15 protein-coding genes are annotated in these 17965 nt (G+C 42.3%); 11 read left to right on the top strand and 4 right to left on the bottom strand.

The genetic code is table 11. The features are described 5' to 3' along the window. Positions 1-25: 25 nt before the first annotated feature. The gene (locus EPB74_RS00235; RefSeq protein ID WP_274902155.1) at positions 26-658 is read right to left on the bottom strand and encodes an OmpW/AlkL family protein; all 633 of its coding nucleotides are present in this window, start codon (positions 656-658) and stop codon (positions 26-28) included. 826 nt (positions 659-1484) lie between these two features. On the opposite strand from EPB74_RS00235, the gene EPB74_RS00240 reads away from it, so the two are divergent. Next, positions 1485-2465: an ion transporter gene (locus EPB74_RS00240; RefSeq protein WP_079692044.1), complete on the top strand. Its 981-nt coding sequence runs from the start codon at positions 1485-1487 to the stop codon at positions 2463-2465. A 154-nt stretch (positions 2466-2619) separates the two neighbouring features. Here EPB74_RS00240 and EPB74_RS00245 read toward each other — a convergent pair whose 3' ends face one another. The 3 genes from EPB74_RS00245 to EPB74_RS00255 form a co-directional block, all read right to left on the bottom strand. Continuing rightward, a complete protein-coding gene (locus EPB74_RS00245) occupies positions 2620-3279 on the bottom strand; it encodes a TerD family protein (protein ID WP_274902156.1) in 660 nt (219 codons plus the stop codon). 96 nt (positions 3280-3375) lie between these two features. After that, positions 3376-4497, bottom strand: a complete 1122-nt coding sequence (locus EPB74_RS00250) for a helix-turn-helix transcriptional regulator (protein WP_274902157.1) — start codon at positions 4495-4497, stop codon at positions 3376-3378. Between the two features lie 117 nt (positions 4498-4614). Further along, positions 4615-7425 (bottom strand): ATP-binding protein, encoded by a 2811-nt coding sequence (locus EPB74_RS00255; RefSeq protein WP_274902158.1) that lies wholly within the window; start codon positions 7423-7425, stop codon positions 4615-4617. Between the two features lie 362 nt (positions 7426-7787). On the opposite strand from EPB74_RS00255, the gene rsmG reads away from it, so the two are divergent. The 10 genes from rsmG to EPB74_RS00305 all read left to right on the top strand — a co-directional run bounded on the left by rsmG (position 7788) and on the right by EPB74_RS00305 (position 17835). After that, positions 7788-8504 carry a 16S rRNA (guanine(527)-N(7))-methyltransferase RsmG gene (gene rsmG / locus EPB74_RS00260; protein ID WP_274902159.1) on the top strand — a complete coding sequence of 239 codons (717 nt, stop codon included), beginning with the start codon at positions 7788-7790 and terminating at the stop codon, positions 8502-8504. A 218-nt stretch (positions 8505-8722) separates the two neighbouring features. Next, positions 8723-9502: a ParA family protein gene (locus tag EPB74_RS00265; RefSeq protein ID WP_079692039.1), complete on the top strand. Its 780-nt coding sequence runs from the start codon at positions 8723-8725 to the stop codon at positions 9500-9502. 168 nt (positions 9503-9670) lie between these two features. After that, positions 9671-10807: a ParB/RepB/Spo0J family partition protein gene (locus EPB74_RS00270; protein WP_274902160.1), complete on the top strand. Its 1137-nt coding sequence runs from the start codon at positions 9671-9673 to the stop codon at positions 10805-10807. Between the two features lie 79 nt (positions 10808-10886). Next, positions 10887-11615: a MotA/TolQ/ExbB proton channel family protein gene (locus EPB74_RS00275; protein WP_274902161.1), complete on the top strand. Its 729-nt coding sequence runs from the start codon at positions 10887-10889 to the stop codon at positions 11613-11615. A 71-nt stretch (positions 11616-11686) separates the two neighbouring features. Further along, the gene (locus EPB74_RS00280; RefSeq protein WP_079692036.1) at positions 11687-12118 is read left to right on the top strand and encodes an ExbD/TolR family protein; all 432 of its coding nucleotides are present in this window, start codon (positions 11687-11689) and stop codon (positions 12116-12118) included. A gap of 149 nt (positions 12119-12267) precedes the next feature. Continuing rightward, on the top strand, positions 12268-14037 hold the full coding sequence (gene msbA, locus EPB74_RS00285) for a lipid A export permease/ATP-binding protein MsbA (RefSeq protein WP_274902162.1): 1770 nt from the start codon (positions 12268-12270) through the stop codon (positions 14035-14037). 83 nt (positions 14038-14120) lie between these two features. After that, entirely contained in the window at positions 14121-15260 is a 1140-nt protein-coding gene (gene lpxK / locus EPB74_RS00290) for a tetraacyldisaccharide 4'-kinase (protein WP_274902163.1), read from the top strand. A 43-nt stretch (positions 15261-15303) separates the two neighbouring features. Continuing rightward, entirely contained in the window at positions 15304-16110 is an 807-nt protein-coding gene (gene kdsB / locus EPB74_RS00295) for a 3-deoxy-manno-octulosonate cytidylyltransferase (protein ID WP_274902164.1), read from the top strand. Positions 16111-16204: 94 nt separating this feature from the next. Then, entirely contained in the window at positions 16205-17359 is a 1155-nt protein-coding gene (locus EPB74_RS00300) for a DNA polymerase III subunit delta' (RefSeq protein ID WP_446740001.1), read from the top strand. Between the two features lie 128 nt (positions 17360-17487). Next, complete coding sequence (locus tag EPB74_RS00305) at positions 17488-17835, top strand: PilZ domain-containing protein (RefSeq protein ID WP_089555242.1); 348 nt, start codon at positions 17488-17490, stop codon at positions 17833-17835. The last annotated feature ends 130 nt before the right edge of the window (positions 17836-17965 follow it).

The following is a 17965-nucleotide window of genomic DNA, read 5'->3' on the forward strand; positions in this document are numbered from 1 at the left end:
ATATTTAGCTTATAATTTTGCTATATTAGAACTGTTTTACAAACGCAACGCCATAAACCCAAGGGCTGATATCGATTTCGCCAAGATCAGCGCCGTCTAAAGTAGCGTCTGTTTTAATGTCCATATAGCGAGCATCAATACGGAAAGACTCAGTAGGCGCGAATGGAATATCAAGACCGATATGACCTGCTACACCAAGGCTATCATCAAGTTTTAATTCAAGACCTGCAGCATTATTAAGTTTTTCTTTAAAGAAAGTCGTATAGTTCACACCAACACCAACAAATGGCTTCACATTCATAGGCATGTTATAGCCATCGAAGTGATATTGTAATGAAAGCGTTGGTGGTAAATGCTGAGTTTTACCTGTTAAAGCAGTTGTACCGTCAGGATTGTTGAGGTTAAAGTCATGATGAAATGGGATCGCTGCTAGTAATTCAACACCAACGTTATTAGCGATAAAGTATTCACCACTGATAGTTGGACGTACATCGCCATCAACATCAACAGATAAACCGTTATTTAAAGTACCGTTATCACTTTTAGGATCAACATAGTGTGCGCCAGCAGCAACTGTCCAAGTACCAGCAGGTACAGCAAAAGCAGTGGTCATAGTAAGTGCAGTAGCAGCGGCTAAAACTAGGGATTGTAGTTTCATTATTTAATTCCTCAACGTAATAGATGATTATTGGTAAATTTCTAATGAGGGATGACATTAGTTACCAATATGCAATGTTAGGGTTATGGATTAACTCGTAACATTACGGTTGCATTATAGTACAAAAACCTTACTAATAGTAAGGTTTTAAATGGAAAACAGTGATATTTTTATCTTAAGTTACCATCAGTGCCATTGAGATAAGTTAAGTTAGAGTTTATTAATTAAATCATTATCATCATTTTAGTGTGGCGTTTTTCGCCGCTATTTTATAAAGGAATTAGTTACCTATTATGCTCGGCTACTGTAGCAATTCGCCGCTTCGCTGTGAAAATGCCCGCTCAATTAAGCTGTTAAACCAAATAGACGCTTGCTGCCCAAAGTGTGGCTTGTTTTTGCTACCTGCTCAAAACTTAAGCAATCAATTACGAGCGGATGAGCGATTTTTACGCTGCATTTTTATTGTGATTGCCATTATATTGGTAGCTGCGACACATATTTATTATCTAAATTTTGTATAATAATGGCGTTTGATGAATAAAACAGCCATATTGGTTTTAATATAAAAATAGACTGCGGTCAAACTGCTATATAAAAGAGTTCTAAAATAAAGACTATAAGAAAATAGCTTTTAATTTTGATAGGTTTTTCAATCAATCATCAGTAAATTAGTGGTCGAAACAAGATGTTTTTATGACTAAGTACCTAATATGTCTAACTAATTAGCTGTGTATCTGTCAAACCATTTTGTCTCTCTCATAACGGCATTTCTCAATACTACATTTTTTATTAATACAAAACCGGTGTTACACCGAACAGGGACGGCATGCTACTCCAATTTATACGGCGCTTGCGTCTTTTTGTTTATAATACTTTACAGAACGATGAGCATGATACGCTCTTTAGTCGCTACCTCGATTATTTTCTGATTTTTTTGATAATGGCGAATGTCACTGCAGTTATCGCTGAATCTGTCGATAGTTGGTATTACCCTTATCAAGAATACTTTACTTGGTTTGAAAATTTTTCAATTGTGGTGTTTTCTATCGAATATTTGCTACGTTTATGGAGTGTTGCTGACGCCAAACCGGACAATACCACTTGGCGTCAGCGTTGGGACTGGTTAAAAAGTCCTTCTGCATTGATTGACATTATTGCGATTGCACCAGCCTTTTTGAACTTCTTTGTCAGTATCGATTTGCGTTTCTTACGTATTTTGCGTCTGTTTCGAATTCTTAAACTCACCCGTTATTTTGCTTCGTTACGTATTTTATTGGTGGTTATTAGTAAAGAAAAAGGCTCATTTCAAGCCGTTATTTTTATTTTAGTTATTATGATTGTGACCGCCTCTAGCGGTATCTATTTGGTAGAAAATCACGCACAGCCAGAGGAATTTGAATCGATACCGAAAGCGATGTGGTGGGCGGTAGTGACACTCACGACAGTAGGCTATGGCGATGTGACGCCGATTACCAATGCAGGTAAGATATTAGGTGCGGTTATTACCATATTGGGTGTCGGCCTTGCTGCATTACCGGCTGGTATTTTAGCCACTGGTTTGGCAAATGAGCTCAGTCAGCGCCGAGAAGAGCTTGAGCAAGACTTTCGAGAACAGTTGGTCGATAGTGATTTTGATTTGGTACAAAATCAGATGATGATTGAGAAAATCCGCCGAGAGCTTGGGTTAGATAAGGAGCAAGCACAGGAGATTGTGCTGCAAGTATTACGTGAGCGAGAGCTTGAGCGCCGTGAAAAAGAAGTGCGGCAAAAGAATTTTTGTCCGCACTGCGGTGAGCCGTTAGAATAAAGCTGAGTCAATAGCGTGCAAAATTAATAGTACGGTAGCTTCTCTAATGTATTAAAACTTACTAATGTATAAAACAAAAAATGGTGAGACGTTATGAATTAGCGCCTCATCCTTTCTTATAGTTACTGACTAACTAACTGCCTTGTTGTTAAGCTTATATTCCTTGTGGAATAGGTAAAGCGCGTGCCAATTCGTGCGCTACTTGTGCTGCTGCTGTTGGCAAGTCTGTCGCGGGAAGCGGTAGATTTTGTAGCGTCAGGTGCCAGTCGTCTACTTCTCGGCGCAAATGTGCCACCCAAAGTGTACTGCAATCACGCGGTAGCTGTTTTAAGTTGACCTCAAACGAGCGGTTGCCTTCATCATCACTTAAGTGAATCTCACCTTTTTTGACTCGGGTAAAAGACTGCCCGTGGTATGAGTTAGCAATTAAGGCAATATGCGTGATATGGGCTGGGATTTCATCCAAGTAAAGCCTAATTTGTTCTTGATCAAGCGGTGCAAGATACATTGCTTGATCGCCGCGATCTTTACCATTAAGACTGTCGCCTTGATGGCAAACCGATTCGGCTTTATCACGCAGCTGCTTAAACCACACGATGTCGCTGATAGTACAGTTATCATCATACAATACGCAGGCTATATCGATATCAATGGCGCTCTTATCTTTTATAAAACGCTTTTTTAGGTTTTTAAACACGCCCTTTTGCTCAATTTTGGTAAATTCATAATTGAGCGCAAAAAACAAAGTCCCCGCATCCAAACCCAGCCCTCTTAAACTGTCTGAAAGTAATGGTGATGGGGTAGTGGTCGACATAATATTCCTTTTTAGTTCTTAATTTTTTAATTGATCATCATATTTTTAATACTGCTAAATTATAGCGTCCTTGGCTTAGTTAACAAGCATTAGCCACTATTCATCATTTAAAGGATTGTCTAATACCGCTTGATAAAGTAGTGCGGGTTTGGCATCTAATAAACCATTACCGAAGCCACGTAACCACCAGACCAGTTGCGAGGTTAAATTAACCGTTGCCTTTATGGTCAAGGTTTTATCACTATTTATCGTGACAGTTTGATCCTCACTGAGTTTACTTTCTGTTAAGCTTTTTCCCGCTTGTTTGGTAAATTTCAGCTCAATAGTAGCCTGTTTACCATGATTGGGGAGCTGACTGAATAGAGGGTGGCTAAAGCCCATGCCACCGGCATCCAAATAGTGATCCAGTTGAAAATTATCTGGCGTTTGCGCTGCACTTTCGAGTATCTCAACACTGGCAAATCGATGCAAGGCAAAGGTGCGAATAATTAATTCTGGGTCATCTGTGCGCGTCGCTAGCAGATAGATAATTACCCCACGCTGGATGATAGCGATAGGGTTTAAGGTATATTCGCTGGCTTGTGATTTATTGCTACGGGTATAGCAGGCTTTGATTTGTAGTTGATAAAATAAGGCGTGATAAATATTATCTTTACTATCTAGATCAATATGCGGCGCAATCAAAGGCTGAGTAGCAGGCTCAATACGCACTCTATCAATCCATGAGTGAGTTACTTTACTATTTTTGAGTTGTCGACGTGCTAAGTCAAACCAAGGAAATAATTCATCTAGGATAACGGGTGGTAATAGTTGGGTCAGATTGGCTTCGACCATATTAAAAGCAACCGCTTGCGATAAATTCATATGCGGTAAGCTTTGTAGTGGAGCATCATCGCACCAGCGCCAGCCTTGTGGATTAGCGTTATTTTTTTCAATAGGAAAGCGTTTGGCGAGTGCATTTAAATCACGTTGTACCGTGCGTAAACTGATATCAAAGCCTGCCAATATAAGTTGCTCATAAACATGAGTAGTACCCACCCAGCGATTGCGCTGTAGCTGTGACAATACTTGCCACTGCCGCGCAGTTGTCGCTGCTCCGTGACGATTATCGGCTGTATCTTCAGAGGCTTTATTGTCCGAAACCACAAGCGCATTTGCTTGCTCATCAACAGAGTGTTGAGCTTGGAGATGATCGGCGTCAGTATGAGCTACAGTCATTCAGAGATAACCTTATAAAGTCACGAGTCAGATTTTGAGCTGCTAATAATTGGCTAGTAGCAAATTATTAATAGCGAATCACTAACAGATAATCATCGCAGAAAAGCATCGTAACGTCTAGGGATGTTCGTCGGTCGTTACGTCTTTGTCTTTCTTAACTGCTTTCCTTTTATCTTCTTTTTTTTGACGTTTTGCTTTACGCTTTTTATTAGCCTTCTTTTTTGATTTTTTATCATCAATGTCGTCATTATTATCTTGGTTTTCATCCCACAGCATCAAACGGCTTAATACTTTACCAAACAGCGTTTCCTTACGATAGCGACCTTTTTTATTCATGGTATCGATAGGCAAGCCAGTCATCAAGGTTAGCGCTTCATTGAGCGTATGCACGCCATATATATGGAAGCTGCCAGCTTTGACGGCTGCAATGATGTCGTCACGCAGCATGAGCTGTTTGACATTTGCCATCGGGATAACCACACCTTGCTGTCCGGTCAGTTCTTGCTCGCGGCAAGCATCAAAGAAGCCTGCAATTTTGGCGTTAATACCACCGACTGCTTGTACTTCACCAAGCTGATTCATAGAACCCGTAATCGCAAAGGATTGATTGATCGGTACATTTGCTAAGGCTGATAAAAGCGCACAGCCTTCACTGACCGTCGCACTATCGCCATCAATATGAGCATAGCTTTGCTCAAAAGCGAGTGAGGCACTAAAATTTAGCGCATGGTGCTGACTAAATAGTGCGCGTAAATAGCTGGTCATAATCAGCATACCCTTAGCGTGTAAGCTACCGCCCAAATCAACATCGCGCTCGATATCGAGGATTTCACCAGTACCGATATTTGGTTGAATGACCGCAGTCAGGCGTGCTGGCATGCCGAATTCACTATCTGCATAACTTACTACAGTGAGGGCGTTAACTTGTCCGACAGCACTGCCTTGAGTTTGAATAAGCTGCTGGCCGTTTTTTAGCTCATCCCAATATAGGTCGCGCAAGTATCCTGAGCGCTCGTCCATATCTTCGATGGCTTGCGTGACGTGATTCGCACTCACGATATTTTGACCACTTAAACGCGCCTGACGGTTGGATTCATGCAAGAGTTTAATGAGTAAATCACTGTGTAGACTCAAGCGGTCTTGATCTTCTGCTTGTAAGCTCAGATATTCAAGCAGAGCAGCTTGCGCGCTCCTATCAAAAGGATAAAGCTTGGCATAATCGATAATATCAGCCATCTTTCCTACCAGCGCCAATTCATGCTCATGGGTGCGAACCACATCATCGTGAAAGTCAGCGCGTACTTTGAATACCGCATCAAACTCAGGCTCAAGCTCAAGTAATTGGTAATATAAATCTGCTTCACCTAGCAAAATTACCTTAATATCAAGGTCAATAGGCGCAGGTGATAATGACAAGCTGCCTGTTAGGGTTAGCATTTGCTCGAGGCTAGAGAGTTTGATTTTACGTGACTGTAAAGCACGCTTGAGACCTTGCCAAGCATAAGGGTGCTCAAGCAAATGACTGGCTTCTAAGAGCAGGTAACCACCATTGGCGCGGTGTAAGGCACCCGCTCGAATCATACTGACGTCAGTGGTAACCGTACCTAACTGGGTAATTTGCTCCACATGACCCAGTAAGTTTAAGTGAGTCGGCAAATCTTCAAAGATAACGGGTGCACCGCTATCAGGCTCATGACTGCTAATGACATTGACTGCATAGCGGCTGGGTGTCGTGGCCAGCAGCGCCGTCACAAATTCCTCATCATCGCCATTGACGATACGCTCGACATGCGTAACCATGTCGCCAAATACTGCTTTTAGATACTCGATGACCAGCGGATGAGTCGTAAATAGCTCGTATACAGGCGCAAACAAAGGCTGTAGCGCTCGCCGCGCAATATTGCGATGTAACGCTTCAATCGCATCATTGGCTTCATCTTCTAATTGCTCTAACGCAATGGTCAGCTGGCTCAGCCGCTTTTGCATATGGTTCTTTTGAGCAAAATTACTCAGCTCAGCTTCATATTCTCGACCGCTGTATTCACTATCATCATACTTATTATTGCTGTCGACGTTATTATCATTATCATCGTCGTCGGTATGAATATCAGCATGGTGTTTTGTATTTTTGGTTTTATCTGTCGCTGTTGGGCTTTTATTACTGCTCGCCATTTTTGTACTATGAGCAAGAGGAGGGTTCTCTTCTGCAGGCAGTTGACTGGGGTGTACAAACACCGCTTTATTATCAAATGAGCGGAATGTCAACGCTAAGTCGTACTGTTTGCCCTCAGCATTTAGCGCCTCGTAAGCATGACTTTCTTTTTGATGCGTGTCATTTTTGATGGCTTCGATTTTGCTTTGATATTGATCACTACGAAAGCGTTGGCTCAGGCGCTTTTTAGCTTGCTGCCATAAGTTGTTGACCTGTTGTTGCAATAGCGCTGCCTGACCGGCAGGTAAGTGCAAAGCCAGTGGCGTCCGTGGATCGGTAAAATTATGCACATATACCCAATCATCAGGCGTCGGTGCATCGGCGGCGATGCGACTTAGCAAGCGACTAATCACTGTGCGTTTACCCAAGCCATTTTCACCAGCAGCAAACACATGATAGCCACTAGCGTGGATGTCGAGCGCAGTGTACAACGCCTTAAGCGCCCGCTGCTGCCCAAAACCGATATCTAAATCTGGTGCGGTGCGTGTATCTGTGGGCAGCAAACTAGGCTGGCTATAGCGTTTAAGCTGTTCGGCAGCGATAAGACAACGCTGATTAACTTCTGTGAATATAGGATGAGGTGTGATAGGCGCTGCTGGTTCACTATCTGTTTGCTTATTATGTGTCTGCTTATTATTTAAGGTACTGGCAGGCGTTATCATATGGCTGGCGTCTTTTTGGTCTTGATTCATAAGGGTGTTTGGCTGTTCGGTCATAAGCGTATGGTCAGTCGTTTAATAAGGTTGAATGGTTATTTATTTTTAATGCTTGGTTTTTACATTGGGTTCTTGATGGTCAATTTTTTATAATGGATAGGACATCTTACAAGATATAGCCGCGTTTTAGAGAAGTCATTAGGCGCAATTTTGTATCATACAGAGATGTATGTTTTAGCTAATAAGAGTGCGCTTACCTTAACTTCGATATGATAATTTTAAGACTATCAAGGAAGAATAACGACTCAATGTAGGCGTAGATAGTATAAGATGGCGTACATCGGCGCAATCTGCAACTATTCAATGGGCAGCCTGCATGATAAAATAGACGGTTCACGTATCAAAACTGGATAATTCCTTGTATGTCAGACTCTACTAAAATATCTTCATCATCTGCTAGCACAGGTAATATCCATATTGATCCGACAGGCTTTGTAAAGCTTGGCGCGCAATTACCGACATTAGCACATATCTTGGCACAAGCGATCGATGAGCTGAGTCTAACATTGAGTGAGACGCAGCAGCGCACGTTATTATTGTATTTAGACCAGCTTTTATTATGGAATAAAGCGTATAATCTGACCGCCATTACTGACCCAGTAGAGGCGCTAATCAAACATGTCATCGACTGCTTGGCTATTATAACGCATTTACCATCAGGGTCGCTGCTTGATATCGGCACGGGCGCAGGCTTACCGGCGGTTATTATTGCGATTTGCCAACCTGAGCGCTCATGTACTGCGCTTGATAGTAATCAGAAAAAGATTCGTTTTATTAAGCAAATCAGCAGCGAGCTTGGTTTGAGTAACATGCAGCCTATCGCCTCGCGTATTGAAGCGCATGAGGCCAGTTATGATGTGGTTACATCCAGAGCGTTTGCCAGTTTGATAGATTTTGTTGACGCAGCACAGCCAAGACTAGCCGATGGTGGTTACTTATGTGCGATGAAAGGTAAGGCTCCGAGCGATGAGGAGCTACAAGCGCTGGGCGATAACTGGGAGATTAAGACCATTAAACTTAATGTGCCACGTTTACATGATAGTCGTCATTTAATTGAATTGTCTGATAAAAATGTCTAAGCTATGAGCACACAAACAATCATGACACAACAAATGTTTTATTACGAAATATCATTTACTATCTTATTTAGACAATAAAGCTTAAACCTTGTTATTACTATTTTAGTATTAGAGCATTTGAGTTAAATAAGCTTTAACGAGATTCGGCATAAAATAAGTTACAAAAAAACGGCTTAAATAAAAACCAGTAATAGATCTTAATTAAATTGAGCGAGTGTATGGAAATCATAGCAATTGCGAATCAAAAAGGCGGCGTAGGTAAAACTACGACGGCGGTAAATTTGACCGCCAGTTTGGCTGCCAAGCGCAAACACGTACTGCTGATTGACTTAGACCCACAGGGCAACGCGACCAGTGGCACTGGCGTAGACAAAAATGAGCTAGAGTTGACCATAGCAGATGTGTTGCTTGATGGCGTATCGCTATCTGACGCTATTGTCAGCAGTCCAGCAGGGTTTGATGTTATCGGCGCCAATCGTGATTTAGCTGGCATGGATATTACTTTGATGAGTAAGACCAACAGTCATGAGCTATTTAAAACAGCGATGGCAGATTTGGTCAATGATCAAATAGCGGCTCAAAAACCTGCTTATGATTATGTGATCATAGACTGTGCACCCAGCTTGAATTTACTGACGATTAATGCTTTGGTTGCGACTGATAGCGTTATTATTCCGATGCAGTGTGAGTATTATGCCTTAGAGGGTTTGGCTGACTTATCACAGACGATAGAGCGCTTAACCGAGTTGAATCCTAAGCTATATATTCGCGGCGTGGTGAGAACATTGTTTGATGCCCGTAATACCTTGGCTCGCGATGTGTCTGCCGAACTTGAAGCGCACTTTGGCGATATTATGTATAAGACGCATATTCCAAGAAACATCCGTTTAGCAGAAGCACCTGCGCATGGTCTGCCTGTTATTGCGTATGAGAGATGGTCAAAAGGTTCGCGCGCCTATCAAAAGTTAGCCGCTGAAGTCATGAAACAAAGCAACTAGTTATATTGATAGAAGAGAAAATGGCTACTTATGAACACAATTAATGCGTCATAACAGCAAACGATCAGCCAAACAATAAAGTACTGAAAAGCACTTAATATATTATTTATTAGTAAGCCGCATTAACAATTATTTGGCTTTTATTTTAGCGTTAGAGGATAGGTAATCATGGCGAAGAAAAGAGGGTTGGCTGCTAATCGAGGTTTGGATGCCTTATTGGGGTCAATCAAAAAAGAAAAGCAAATTACCGCCTCTGCCTTGCAAGATGATATGGCTGCGCGTGATGCGACTTTGCCAACTGAAACATTAGATACAACAATGTCTGTCAAAACGGTTCAGGCAAAAGCCAGTGTAAAGTCGCTTGCTTCCGAGTCAATTACTTCGGAGTCAAAAGATACTGTTAATCGTAAAGCGCGTTCGCCGCGCACGATGACTAAAAGCAATGCTACTATTAATCGAGTGAATGGCACAGAAAATAGTGCATCTGAAGATCAAATCAGTTTGGTGCAAATTGATGTGACACGATTGCAAGCGGGTAAGTATCAACCACGCCGTGACATGAGTGAGACTGCGCTTGCAGAGTTGGCATCTTCTATTGAGCAGCACGGCGTCATGCAACCTATCGTTATCCGACCATTGCTGGCGAATGAGGACAAAAGTGAAGCGTTTGTGACTCATGAAATCATCGCAGGTGAACGTCGCTGGCGTGCCGCAAAAATGGCAGGCAAATCAGTTATTCCAGCGATTGAGCGCGCCTTATCAGATGAGCTTGCGATTGCGCTCGCATTGATTGAAAACATTCAGCGCGAAGACTTATCAGTGATTGAGCAAGCTGCAGCATTACAGCGTTTCCATACTGAATTTGGTATGAGTCATGCCATGATTGCTGAAGTAGTCGGCAAGGCACGTACGACGGTATCGAATCTACTGCGTCTGAATCAACTGCACGACACGGTGAAAGACCATTTAGCGAATAGCGCCCTAGATATGGGTCATGCGCGTACGCTCTTAGCCTTATCCTCTGAGCAGCAGCCTATTATCGCCCAAAAAATAATCGATGGTGGCATGACTGTACGTGAAGCTGAAAAGCTTGTTAAATCTATCTTGCAGCCAGCGCCCAAAGCCAATCGCACTGAACAAGCACAATCTCGCGATGCTGAACGTTTAACCCAGAGGCTCACAGACATGCTAGGGGCGGAAGTTAAGCTTAAGCATAAAAAAGATGGACAGGGTAGCGTCGAGATATTCTTCCATAGCCAAGATCAGTTAGCCGCCTTAATTAAGCACATCGAAGCACAGGCTTAAGCTATTGAATGCGTTTGAAATAACTGTTCAAATTATCTTGATGACAACCATTTTTATAAAAATATAAAAGAGAGTTCGTATGTGGGAGTTGGTAAAGGCGGGTGGTTGGCTGATGACGCCTATCGTGTTGTGCTCAATTTTGGCGTTAGTGATTATTATCGAGCGTAGCCATACTTTACAGTTTAATAAAATTGCACCTAATAGATTGCGCGAACAGTTAATAACTCGCCTACGTGAAAATGGTGATATCGGCCGTACGCAGTTAATGAATGTCAAAGAAAAAAGCCCTCTTGGCGATATTCTAGCGACGGGTTTGCTCTATCGCCAGTATGGCTTAGAGTCGATGACGATGCATATGCAAAACCGTGCCAGTGTACAAGTTCATCAATTAGAAAAGAACATCAATATGCTCGGCACCATAGGCGCGATTGCGCCATTGCTTGGCTTATTGGGCACAGTATTAGGTATTATCTCATCGTTTTTAGCCATTACTGATGGTGCGATGCAAGACCCGACAATGCTTGCTGCTGGCGTGTCACAGGCGCTGATTACTACCGCGGCCGGTATGATTGTCGCTATTCCCGCACTGGTGGCCTATCGTTACTTCCAGCGCCGTATTATTGATATCAATGCTCAGTTTGAGACCCAAGCAGGGCTCATGATTCAAGAGCTATATGATTATCAATTATTAGAGCATGCTCATAAGCCTAATGTACCTGCGCAACATATAGTGGCAGATGATCAGGCAGAAGCCGAGCGTTCAATTGATGGCTTGGGTTTAGATAAAATAGCAACCGCTACTTTGTAATAATGGTAGTACAGCAGCTATGATAATCCTACACTGAGCCCATTAGTACTAAGTACATTGAAGAGAGTAATATGCGCTTTAGAAAACCAACTGTTGAGCCGCTTGAAATTAATCTAACCCCAATGATTGATTGCTTATTATTTTTGATCGTATTTTTACTGCTTGCAACTTCGTTTAACCATTTTAGCCGTTTAAATATTATTCTTCCTGAAGCTGAGGGTGTCGCGCTGACAGAAGATAAAAATAGTATTGAGGTGGCTGTGCAAGAAGACGGTAGTTATCTGGTCAATGGTATCACTCTTGCCAGTAGTAACGAAGCTGAGTTGATCAGCATGCTACAGCAAGAGACAGGTAGTAATCGTGATATGCTATTTGTCATTGCCGCAGATGCTAATGCCACTCATCAATCAGTGATACGAGTCATGGATGTCGCTGGTAAATTAGGCTTCTTAAACATAAACATCAGTACCGTTGTTCCGCTTGGTCAACCGTTACCACAATAATTGTGGATGGTTTTTTATAATGGAATTAAATAGTGTTATTAAATAGTACTATTAAGCGCTTCGATTGTTTTATGACGCTTTATATCTATCGTTAGCACTGCTTGATTAGTGCAATTCATTCTAGTTATTATACCTAAATTGAGGCTTTTATGAGCCAACCTGACATTACCAAAACCTCCGATACTTTACAGGCAACGCCAATACCTAAGCTTAAGACATTGTTGCGTCTATTGAGTTATCTTAAGCCGTATTGGTGGGCGCTGATATTAGTTATAGTAGGGTTTGCTATTAATGCGGCAACAGAGATTTGGATTGCTAAGTTATTACAATATATCACCGATGCCATCAATCAAAACGATCGAAGCAAACAAGCTTGGTTTCCTGCATTGATAATTATGTTGTTCTTTGTGCGTGGATTGGGTAGCTTTTTGGGTAATTATTACTCCGCTTTAGTATCCCGTAATCTTGTTTATAAAATAAGGGTAGAGGTATTTAATAAATTACTACGTTTGCCGAGCTCGTTTTACTTAGCCAATTCTTCTGGCACAATTTCATCTAAGCTTATTTTTGACGTAGAACAGGTGACAGCAGCTAGTACTGATTCAATGAAGACGCTAGTGCGTGATGGCTTGACCGTGATAGCTTTGTTAGGGTTTTTGCTCTATACCAATTGGCGTTTAACCTTGATTTTGTTTTTGGTACTACCGCCAATCTTATGGTTGGTTAATTTTGCTTCCAAGCGTTATATGAAACTCTCCAAAGGTGTTCAAGAAACCATGGGTGCGGTTAGTCATATAACCAACGAGGTCGTTGGTGGCTATCAAGTGGTTAAGAACTATGGTGGCCAAGCCTACGAGTCGCAGCGCTTTGATGATGTATCAAAGAAGAATCTGCGCCAAGGTATGAAAATAGTTGTCACCAATAGTATTAATACCCCAGCGGTACAGTTACTGATGGCAACGGCGATGGCGGTCGTAGTGTGGCTGGCACTACGTCCATCGGTCATCGAAAATATCTCAGCAGGTGAGTTCATCTCCTATATCGCTGCAGCAGGGCTGTTAAGTAAGCCGGTACGCTCACTGACCGATGTTAATCAGAAACTACAGAGAGGTCTTGCAGCCGGTGAATCTATATTTGAATTACTGGATGAGCCTGAAGAAAACGACACTGGTATACTGGAACCTTCATTAACGGGCAGTATTCAACTGGAGCACGTTGGTTTGGTTTATCCAGATTCAACCGTTGCGCTGCGTGACTTTACTTTAGATGTGCGCGCAGGCGAGACAGTGGCACTAGTTGGACGTAGTGGCGCTGGTAAATCGTCCTTAGTAAATTTGCTAACGCGCACCTTATCGACTTCTTCAGGGCAGATTACACTTGATGGCATGCCGATTGAAGACATTAAGCTTGAGAGTTTGCGCGCCCAGATTTCTATGGTCAATCAGCAAGTGGTGCTCTTTAATACCACGGTTTTTAATAATATTGCTTATGGCAGCTTAGCCAATAAGACTCAAGCTGAAGTGGAGAAAGCAGCGAAGGAAGCGTTTGCTCATGATTTTATTATGAAAATGCCGAATGGCTATCAGAGTGAAGTGGGGGCTGAAGGTTTACAATTGTCAGGCGGTCAGCGTCAGCGCATATCTATTGCACGAGCATTATTGAAAGATGCGCCGATTTTAATATTAGATGAAGCCACTAGTGCTTTGGATAATGAATCAGAATACTACATTCAAAAAGCGCTTGATAATATTATGAAAGATCGCACGACGCTGGTCATCGCTCACCGTTTAACCACGATTGAGTCTGCTGATCGTATCGCTGTGCTAGATGGCGGGCGGATCGTCGAGCTAGGTACGCATGCTGAGCTGATGCAATTACACGGTCATTATGCGCAAATGTATGCTCGCGATTTTGAATAGCGGTTATTAGCCAATTTTAATTGATAGTGTTTTGCCGAATAAAATAAATAGCACTAGATGAATAGGATAAGTCGCAAATTATAATGAGTATTGAAACGACAATGACGCGTGCATGGCATCGTCAAGCCATTTGGCTTTGGTTTTTGTTGCCTATTAGTTGGCTATATGCTCTGCTTATGCTGTTACGCCGTCAAGCTTATAAAATAGGAGTTTTTTCTAGTTACCGCGCGCCTATTCCGGTAATGGTTATCGGTAATATTACAGTTGGCGGTAGTGGCAAGACGCCATTGATCATTACTTTAGTGCGCCATTTGCAGCAGCAAGGCATAAAAGTAGGCATCATCAGTCGTGGTTATGGTGGCGATAGTAGTCAGATGCCGGCATTGGTCAGGTCAGATAGTTTACCCAGTGTGGTGGGTGATGAGCCATGCTTGATTGTCAATATGACAGGGGCTGCAATGGCAGTATGTCCGAGTCGTCAGCAAGCGGTTACTACTTTGTTGGAGTCTTATCCTGACTTACAATTGATTATTGCCGACGATGGCTTACAGCATTATGCGCTGCAACGCGATATTGAATGGATTGTGGTAGATGCGGCACGTGGATTTGGTAATAAGCAGCTGCTACCAACAGGATTTTTACGCGAGCCCATGTCGCGGTTACAAGGGGCGCAAGTCGTCTATCATCAAAAGACAGACGCCTCATCAATTCATAATAGTAAATATGACAATAATGCCTCTCTGACTGAGCGTTTAACGATGCATCTACAGCCGGATGATTTAGAGCTCTTATGGCCATGTAATGATCAAGTCGATGGTTTAGCTATAGTAAATATTGTGGCGCCTGAGAGAGGCAGTCTAGTACACGCGGTGAGTGGTATTGGTTATCCACAGCGTTTTTTTGATACCTTAGACTCGCTTGATTTTGAGGTCATCCCACATCCTTATCCTGACCATTATGATTTTAGTCTAGCTGAATTGTTGCAGTATACCGAGCATCCTATCATTGTGACGAGTAAAGATGCGGTTAAAATAAGAGCGTTATTGGTGCAAGCTACTATCAGTGAAAAGCTTAGCGATGAATATAAAGAGTTGGTCAGCAGATTATGGGTATTGCCAGTAACTGCAGTATTGTCAGATAGTTGTTATGACCAATTACAGCAGCAATTACGAACTGTGAAGATCGCTATGAATAATGAAAAATTTGAGAGAGCAAACGTCTAAAGCTTATAATTGAAAACTTTGGATAATTTTTTAGGAATAGACCATGTCGCCAGCAGTTACGCCAGTCAAAACTCATATTGTCATTCCTGCGCGTCTCAAAAGCACGCGATTGCCTGACAAGCCATTATTAAGTATTCATGGCAAGCCTATGATACTTTGGGTGGCTGAAAAAGCACAATTGGCTGATTTTGCTGATGATATGTGTATTGCTACTGATGATGAACGTATTGCAAAGGTATGTATGGATGCAGGCTTTGATGTCGTGATGACCAGTAGCGAGCATGCTTCAGGTACCGACCGTTTGGCTGAAGTTGCTAGTATTAAAGGCTGGTCTGCGCATGATATTGTGGTCAATATGCAAGGTGATGAGCCACTGGTGCCGCCGTTATTGTTAGAGCAAGTCAAAGCATTATTGATGCAAGATGCTGATAGCGTGATGGCGACCTTATGTGAACCGATCGAAGACTATGATACTTTTATACGTCCATCGGTCGTCAAAGTCGTCAGTCAGACTTCTAACCAGCAGCAGCGGGCGCTTTATTTTAGTCGAGCAGCGATTCCTTGTGAGCGTGATGTCGTATTAGCAAATGAGAATAATAAACAACCACCAAAAAATGCCTTTCGCCACTTAGGGCTATATGCTTATCGCGTTAGTCTATTACAGCAGTTTGTCCACTGGCCACAAACGCCCCTCGAGATACTAGAAAGCTTAGAGCAGCTACGTGTGTTAGAAAATGGCGGGCATATTGCTATCGCAACAGCAGCGTGTCCGCTTCCAGCAGGCGTTGATACGCAAGAAGATTTAGACCGCTTAAATGCCATGAGTTTGTCAGCTTTTCAAAACGGTTGATATTAAATAGCCTAAGTAAAAATAATATGGTTTTTGGTTAAATGCTAAATTATTATTCCTTATTCAAAAGTATTGAGCGATGGCTATAAATAACATGACAGAAACGACAAGTACAATGCCAATGACGCCTATGACGCCAACGATACCTATGACTGATAGTATTTATTTTGCACCATTATTACCGTGGCAAAAAGAGCTATGGTCACAGCTGACGAAGCGAGTATCAATGCCGCAGCAATCCTTACCACATGCGCTCTTGGCTGCTGGTATGCAAGGAATGGGTAAGCGTGCTTTTGTATGGCGTTTGGTGGCATGGCTATTATGCCGCAAGCGTGATGTCAATCCACTCGGCGCTTGTGGAGATTGTGAGAGCTGTCAGTGGCTTAGATCGGGCACCCATCCAAGTTTACAAGTATTACCAATTGTCAGTATGCCGGTCAGTGCCGATAATGCTCATAATGAAGAAGCGTCCAATAGCACTGGCAAAGACAAAAAGTCTGCTAAAGCTGCGAGCAATGCAGCACTAAAGATAAAAGTGGATGATATCCGTGCCTTACAGCCTTTTATTTATCAAGGTGGGCAAGGTATGCGGATTTGTGTGCTCGATCATGCTGAGAAAATGACAATTGCTGCTGCCAATGCGTTACTTAAAACCTTGGAAGAGCCACAAGCACAAGTCCATTTATTGTTGATTAGTGATGCCCCTGCGCAGTTGCTACCGACGATCAAAAGTCGTGTGCAGCAGCTGGCATTACAGACGATTGACCCTGCTACTTCATTGGATTATGTAACTCAGACGTTGGGTAGTACAGTTAATCGTGAAGCGATTGGCACGGCTGCGATTGAGCAGCTTATACAATTAGCGAATGGTGCGCCTTTAGCGGCGATAGCACTTGCTCATGCGCCGTGGTATAGCAAGCGTGCGCTCTGGCTGACAACATGGCAGGCATTGCGTAGCGGGAAACGCAGTAGCGTAGCAGCAAGCGATTATTGGCAAACCCAGCTCGGTATTACAGAGTTTATCCAGTTGTCTGAGCTAATGTTGCTTGATATCCGCCGTGTTTGTTTAGGGTTTGATGCGCTGCAAAAAGACATTAATTTTTTGACGACTTTAGGTGATTATAAACCTATCGATACTGGGCTAGAGGCTTTTGTACATAGCTTACTAGAGACGAAAATAGCACTACAACAAAATGTGCAAGAAAAATTTGCCTATGATAAGCTGATGCAAGAATTGGCTAATTTATAATAGATAGCAAACCAAAAAAATACGATTAGTGGCATCAAATTCATATTTAAGATTTATGGTTTGCGCTTAAATACCATTAACAATGTATTGAAAAATACAGAAAACTTCATTGATAAAGGAAGCTGACTATGGCAATGCCAGGACGTGGTGGGATTTTAACCTGTCATATTGAAAATATGGATATGTTATATGCAAGCTATCTATCCTTTGTTACTAACGGCGCATTGTTTGTACCCTCTGACCGAGCGCAAAAACTGGGTGATGAGGTGTTTATTGCCGTGACTTTGCCCAATTCTAGCGAGCGTTTACCCATGAATGGCAAGGTAGTTTGGGTTAATTCCAAAGCCCAAAGTGGTCGACCAGCGGGTTTTGCGGTACAAATTGGCACTGATATGTCTGGACTAAGAATCAAAAACGAAGTCGAACGCTTATTGGCGGGTAAGATTGACAGCTTACAATCTACTTATACCATGTAGCATTTATGCCTATCAGTAATTCTAGGTGCTGTGATTAAGATGGATATTAAATAGACGGCTTCATTAAAAATAATGTCATAAAAACAGCCTTATACTTTTATAAGGCTGTTTTTTATTAGCAGTATAGTTT

Origin of the sequence: Psychrobacter sp. DAB_AL62B, assembly GCF_028895345.1 — a bacterium.
In the GTDB taxonomy this organism is placed as follows: domain Bacteria; phylum Pseudomonadota; class Gammaproteobacteria; order Pseudomonadales; family Moraxellaceae; genus Psychrobacter.

Bases quoted from the DNA above. Each gene is read 5' to 3' on its own strand.
- EPB74_RS00235 (WP_274902155.1), bottom strand. From the start codon at position 658: ATGAAACTACAATCCCTAGTTTTAGCCGCTGCTACTGCACTTACTATG.
- EPB74_RS00240 (WP_079692044.1), top strand. From the start codon at position 1,485: ATGCTACTCCAATTTATACGGCGCTTGCGTCTTTTTGTTTATAATACT.
- EPB74_RS00245 (WP_274902156.1), bottom strand. From the start codon at position 3,279: ATGTCGACCACTACCCCATCACCATTACTTTCAGACAGTTTAAGAGGG.
- EPB74_RS00250 (WP_274902157.1), bottom strand. From the start codon at position 4,497: ATGACTGTAGCTCATACTGACGCCGATCATCTCCAAGCTCAACACTCT.
- EPB74_RS00255 (WP_274902158.1), bottom strand. From the start codon at position 7,425: ATGACCGAACAGCCAAACACCCTTATGAATCAAGACCAAAAAGACGCC.
- rsmG (WP_274902159.1), top strand. From the start codon at position 7,788: ATGTCAGACTCTACTAAAATATCTTCATCATCTGCTAGCACAGGTAAT.
- EPB74_RS00265 (WP_079692039.1), top strand. From the start codon at position 8,723: ATGGAAATCATAGCAATTGCGAATCAAAAAGGCGGCGTAGGTAAAACT.
- EPB74_RS00270 (WP_274902160.1), top strand. From the start codon at position 9,671: ATGGCGAAGAAAAGAGGGTTGGCTGCTAATCGAGGTTTGGATGCCTTA.
- EPB74_RS00275 (WP_274902161.1), top strand. From the start codon at position 10,887: ATGTGGGAGTTGGTAAAGGCGGGTGGTTGGCTGATGACGCCTATCGTG.
- EPB74_RS00280 (WP_079692036.1), top strand. From the start codon at position 11,687: ATGCGCTTTAGAAAACCAACTGTTGAGCCGCTTGAAATTAATCTAACC.
- msbA (WP_274902162.1), top strand. From the start codon at position 12,268: ATGAGCCAACCTGACATTACCAAAACCTCCGATACTTTACAGGCAACG.
- lpxK (WP_274902163.1), top strand. From the start codon at position 14,121: ATGAGTATTGAAACGACAATGACGCGTGCATGGCATCGTCAAGCCATT.
- kdsB (WP_274902164.1), top strand. From the start codon at position 15,304: ATGTCGCCAGCAGTTACGCCAGTCAAAACTCATATTGTCATTCCTGCG.
- EPB74_RS00300 (WP_446740001.1), top strand. From the start codon at position 16,205: ATGACAGAAACGACAAGTACAATGCCAATGACGCCTATGACGCCAACG.
- EPB74_RS00305 (WP_089555242.1), top strand. From the start codon at position 17,488: ATGGCAATGCCAGGACGTGGTGGGATTTTAACCTGTCATATTGAAAAT.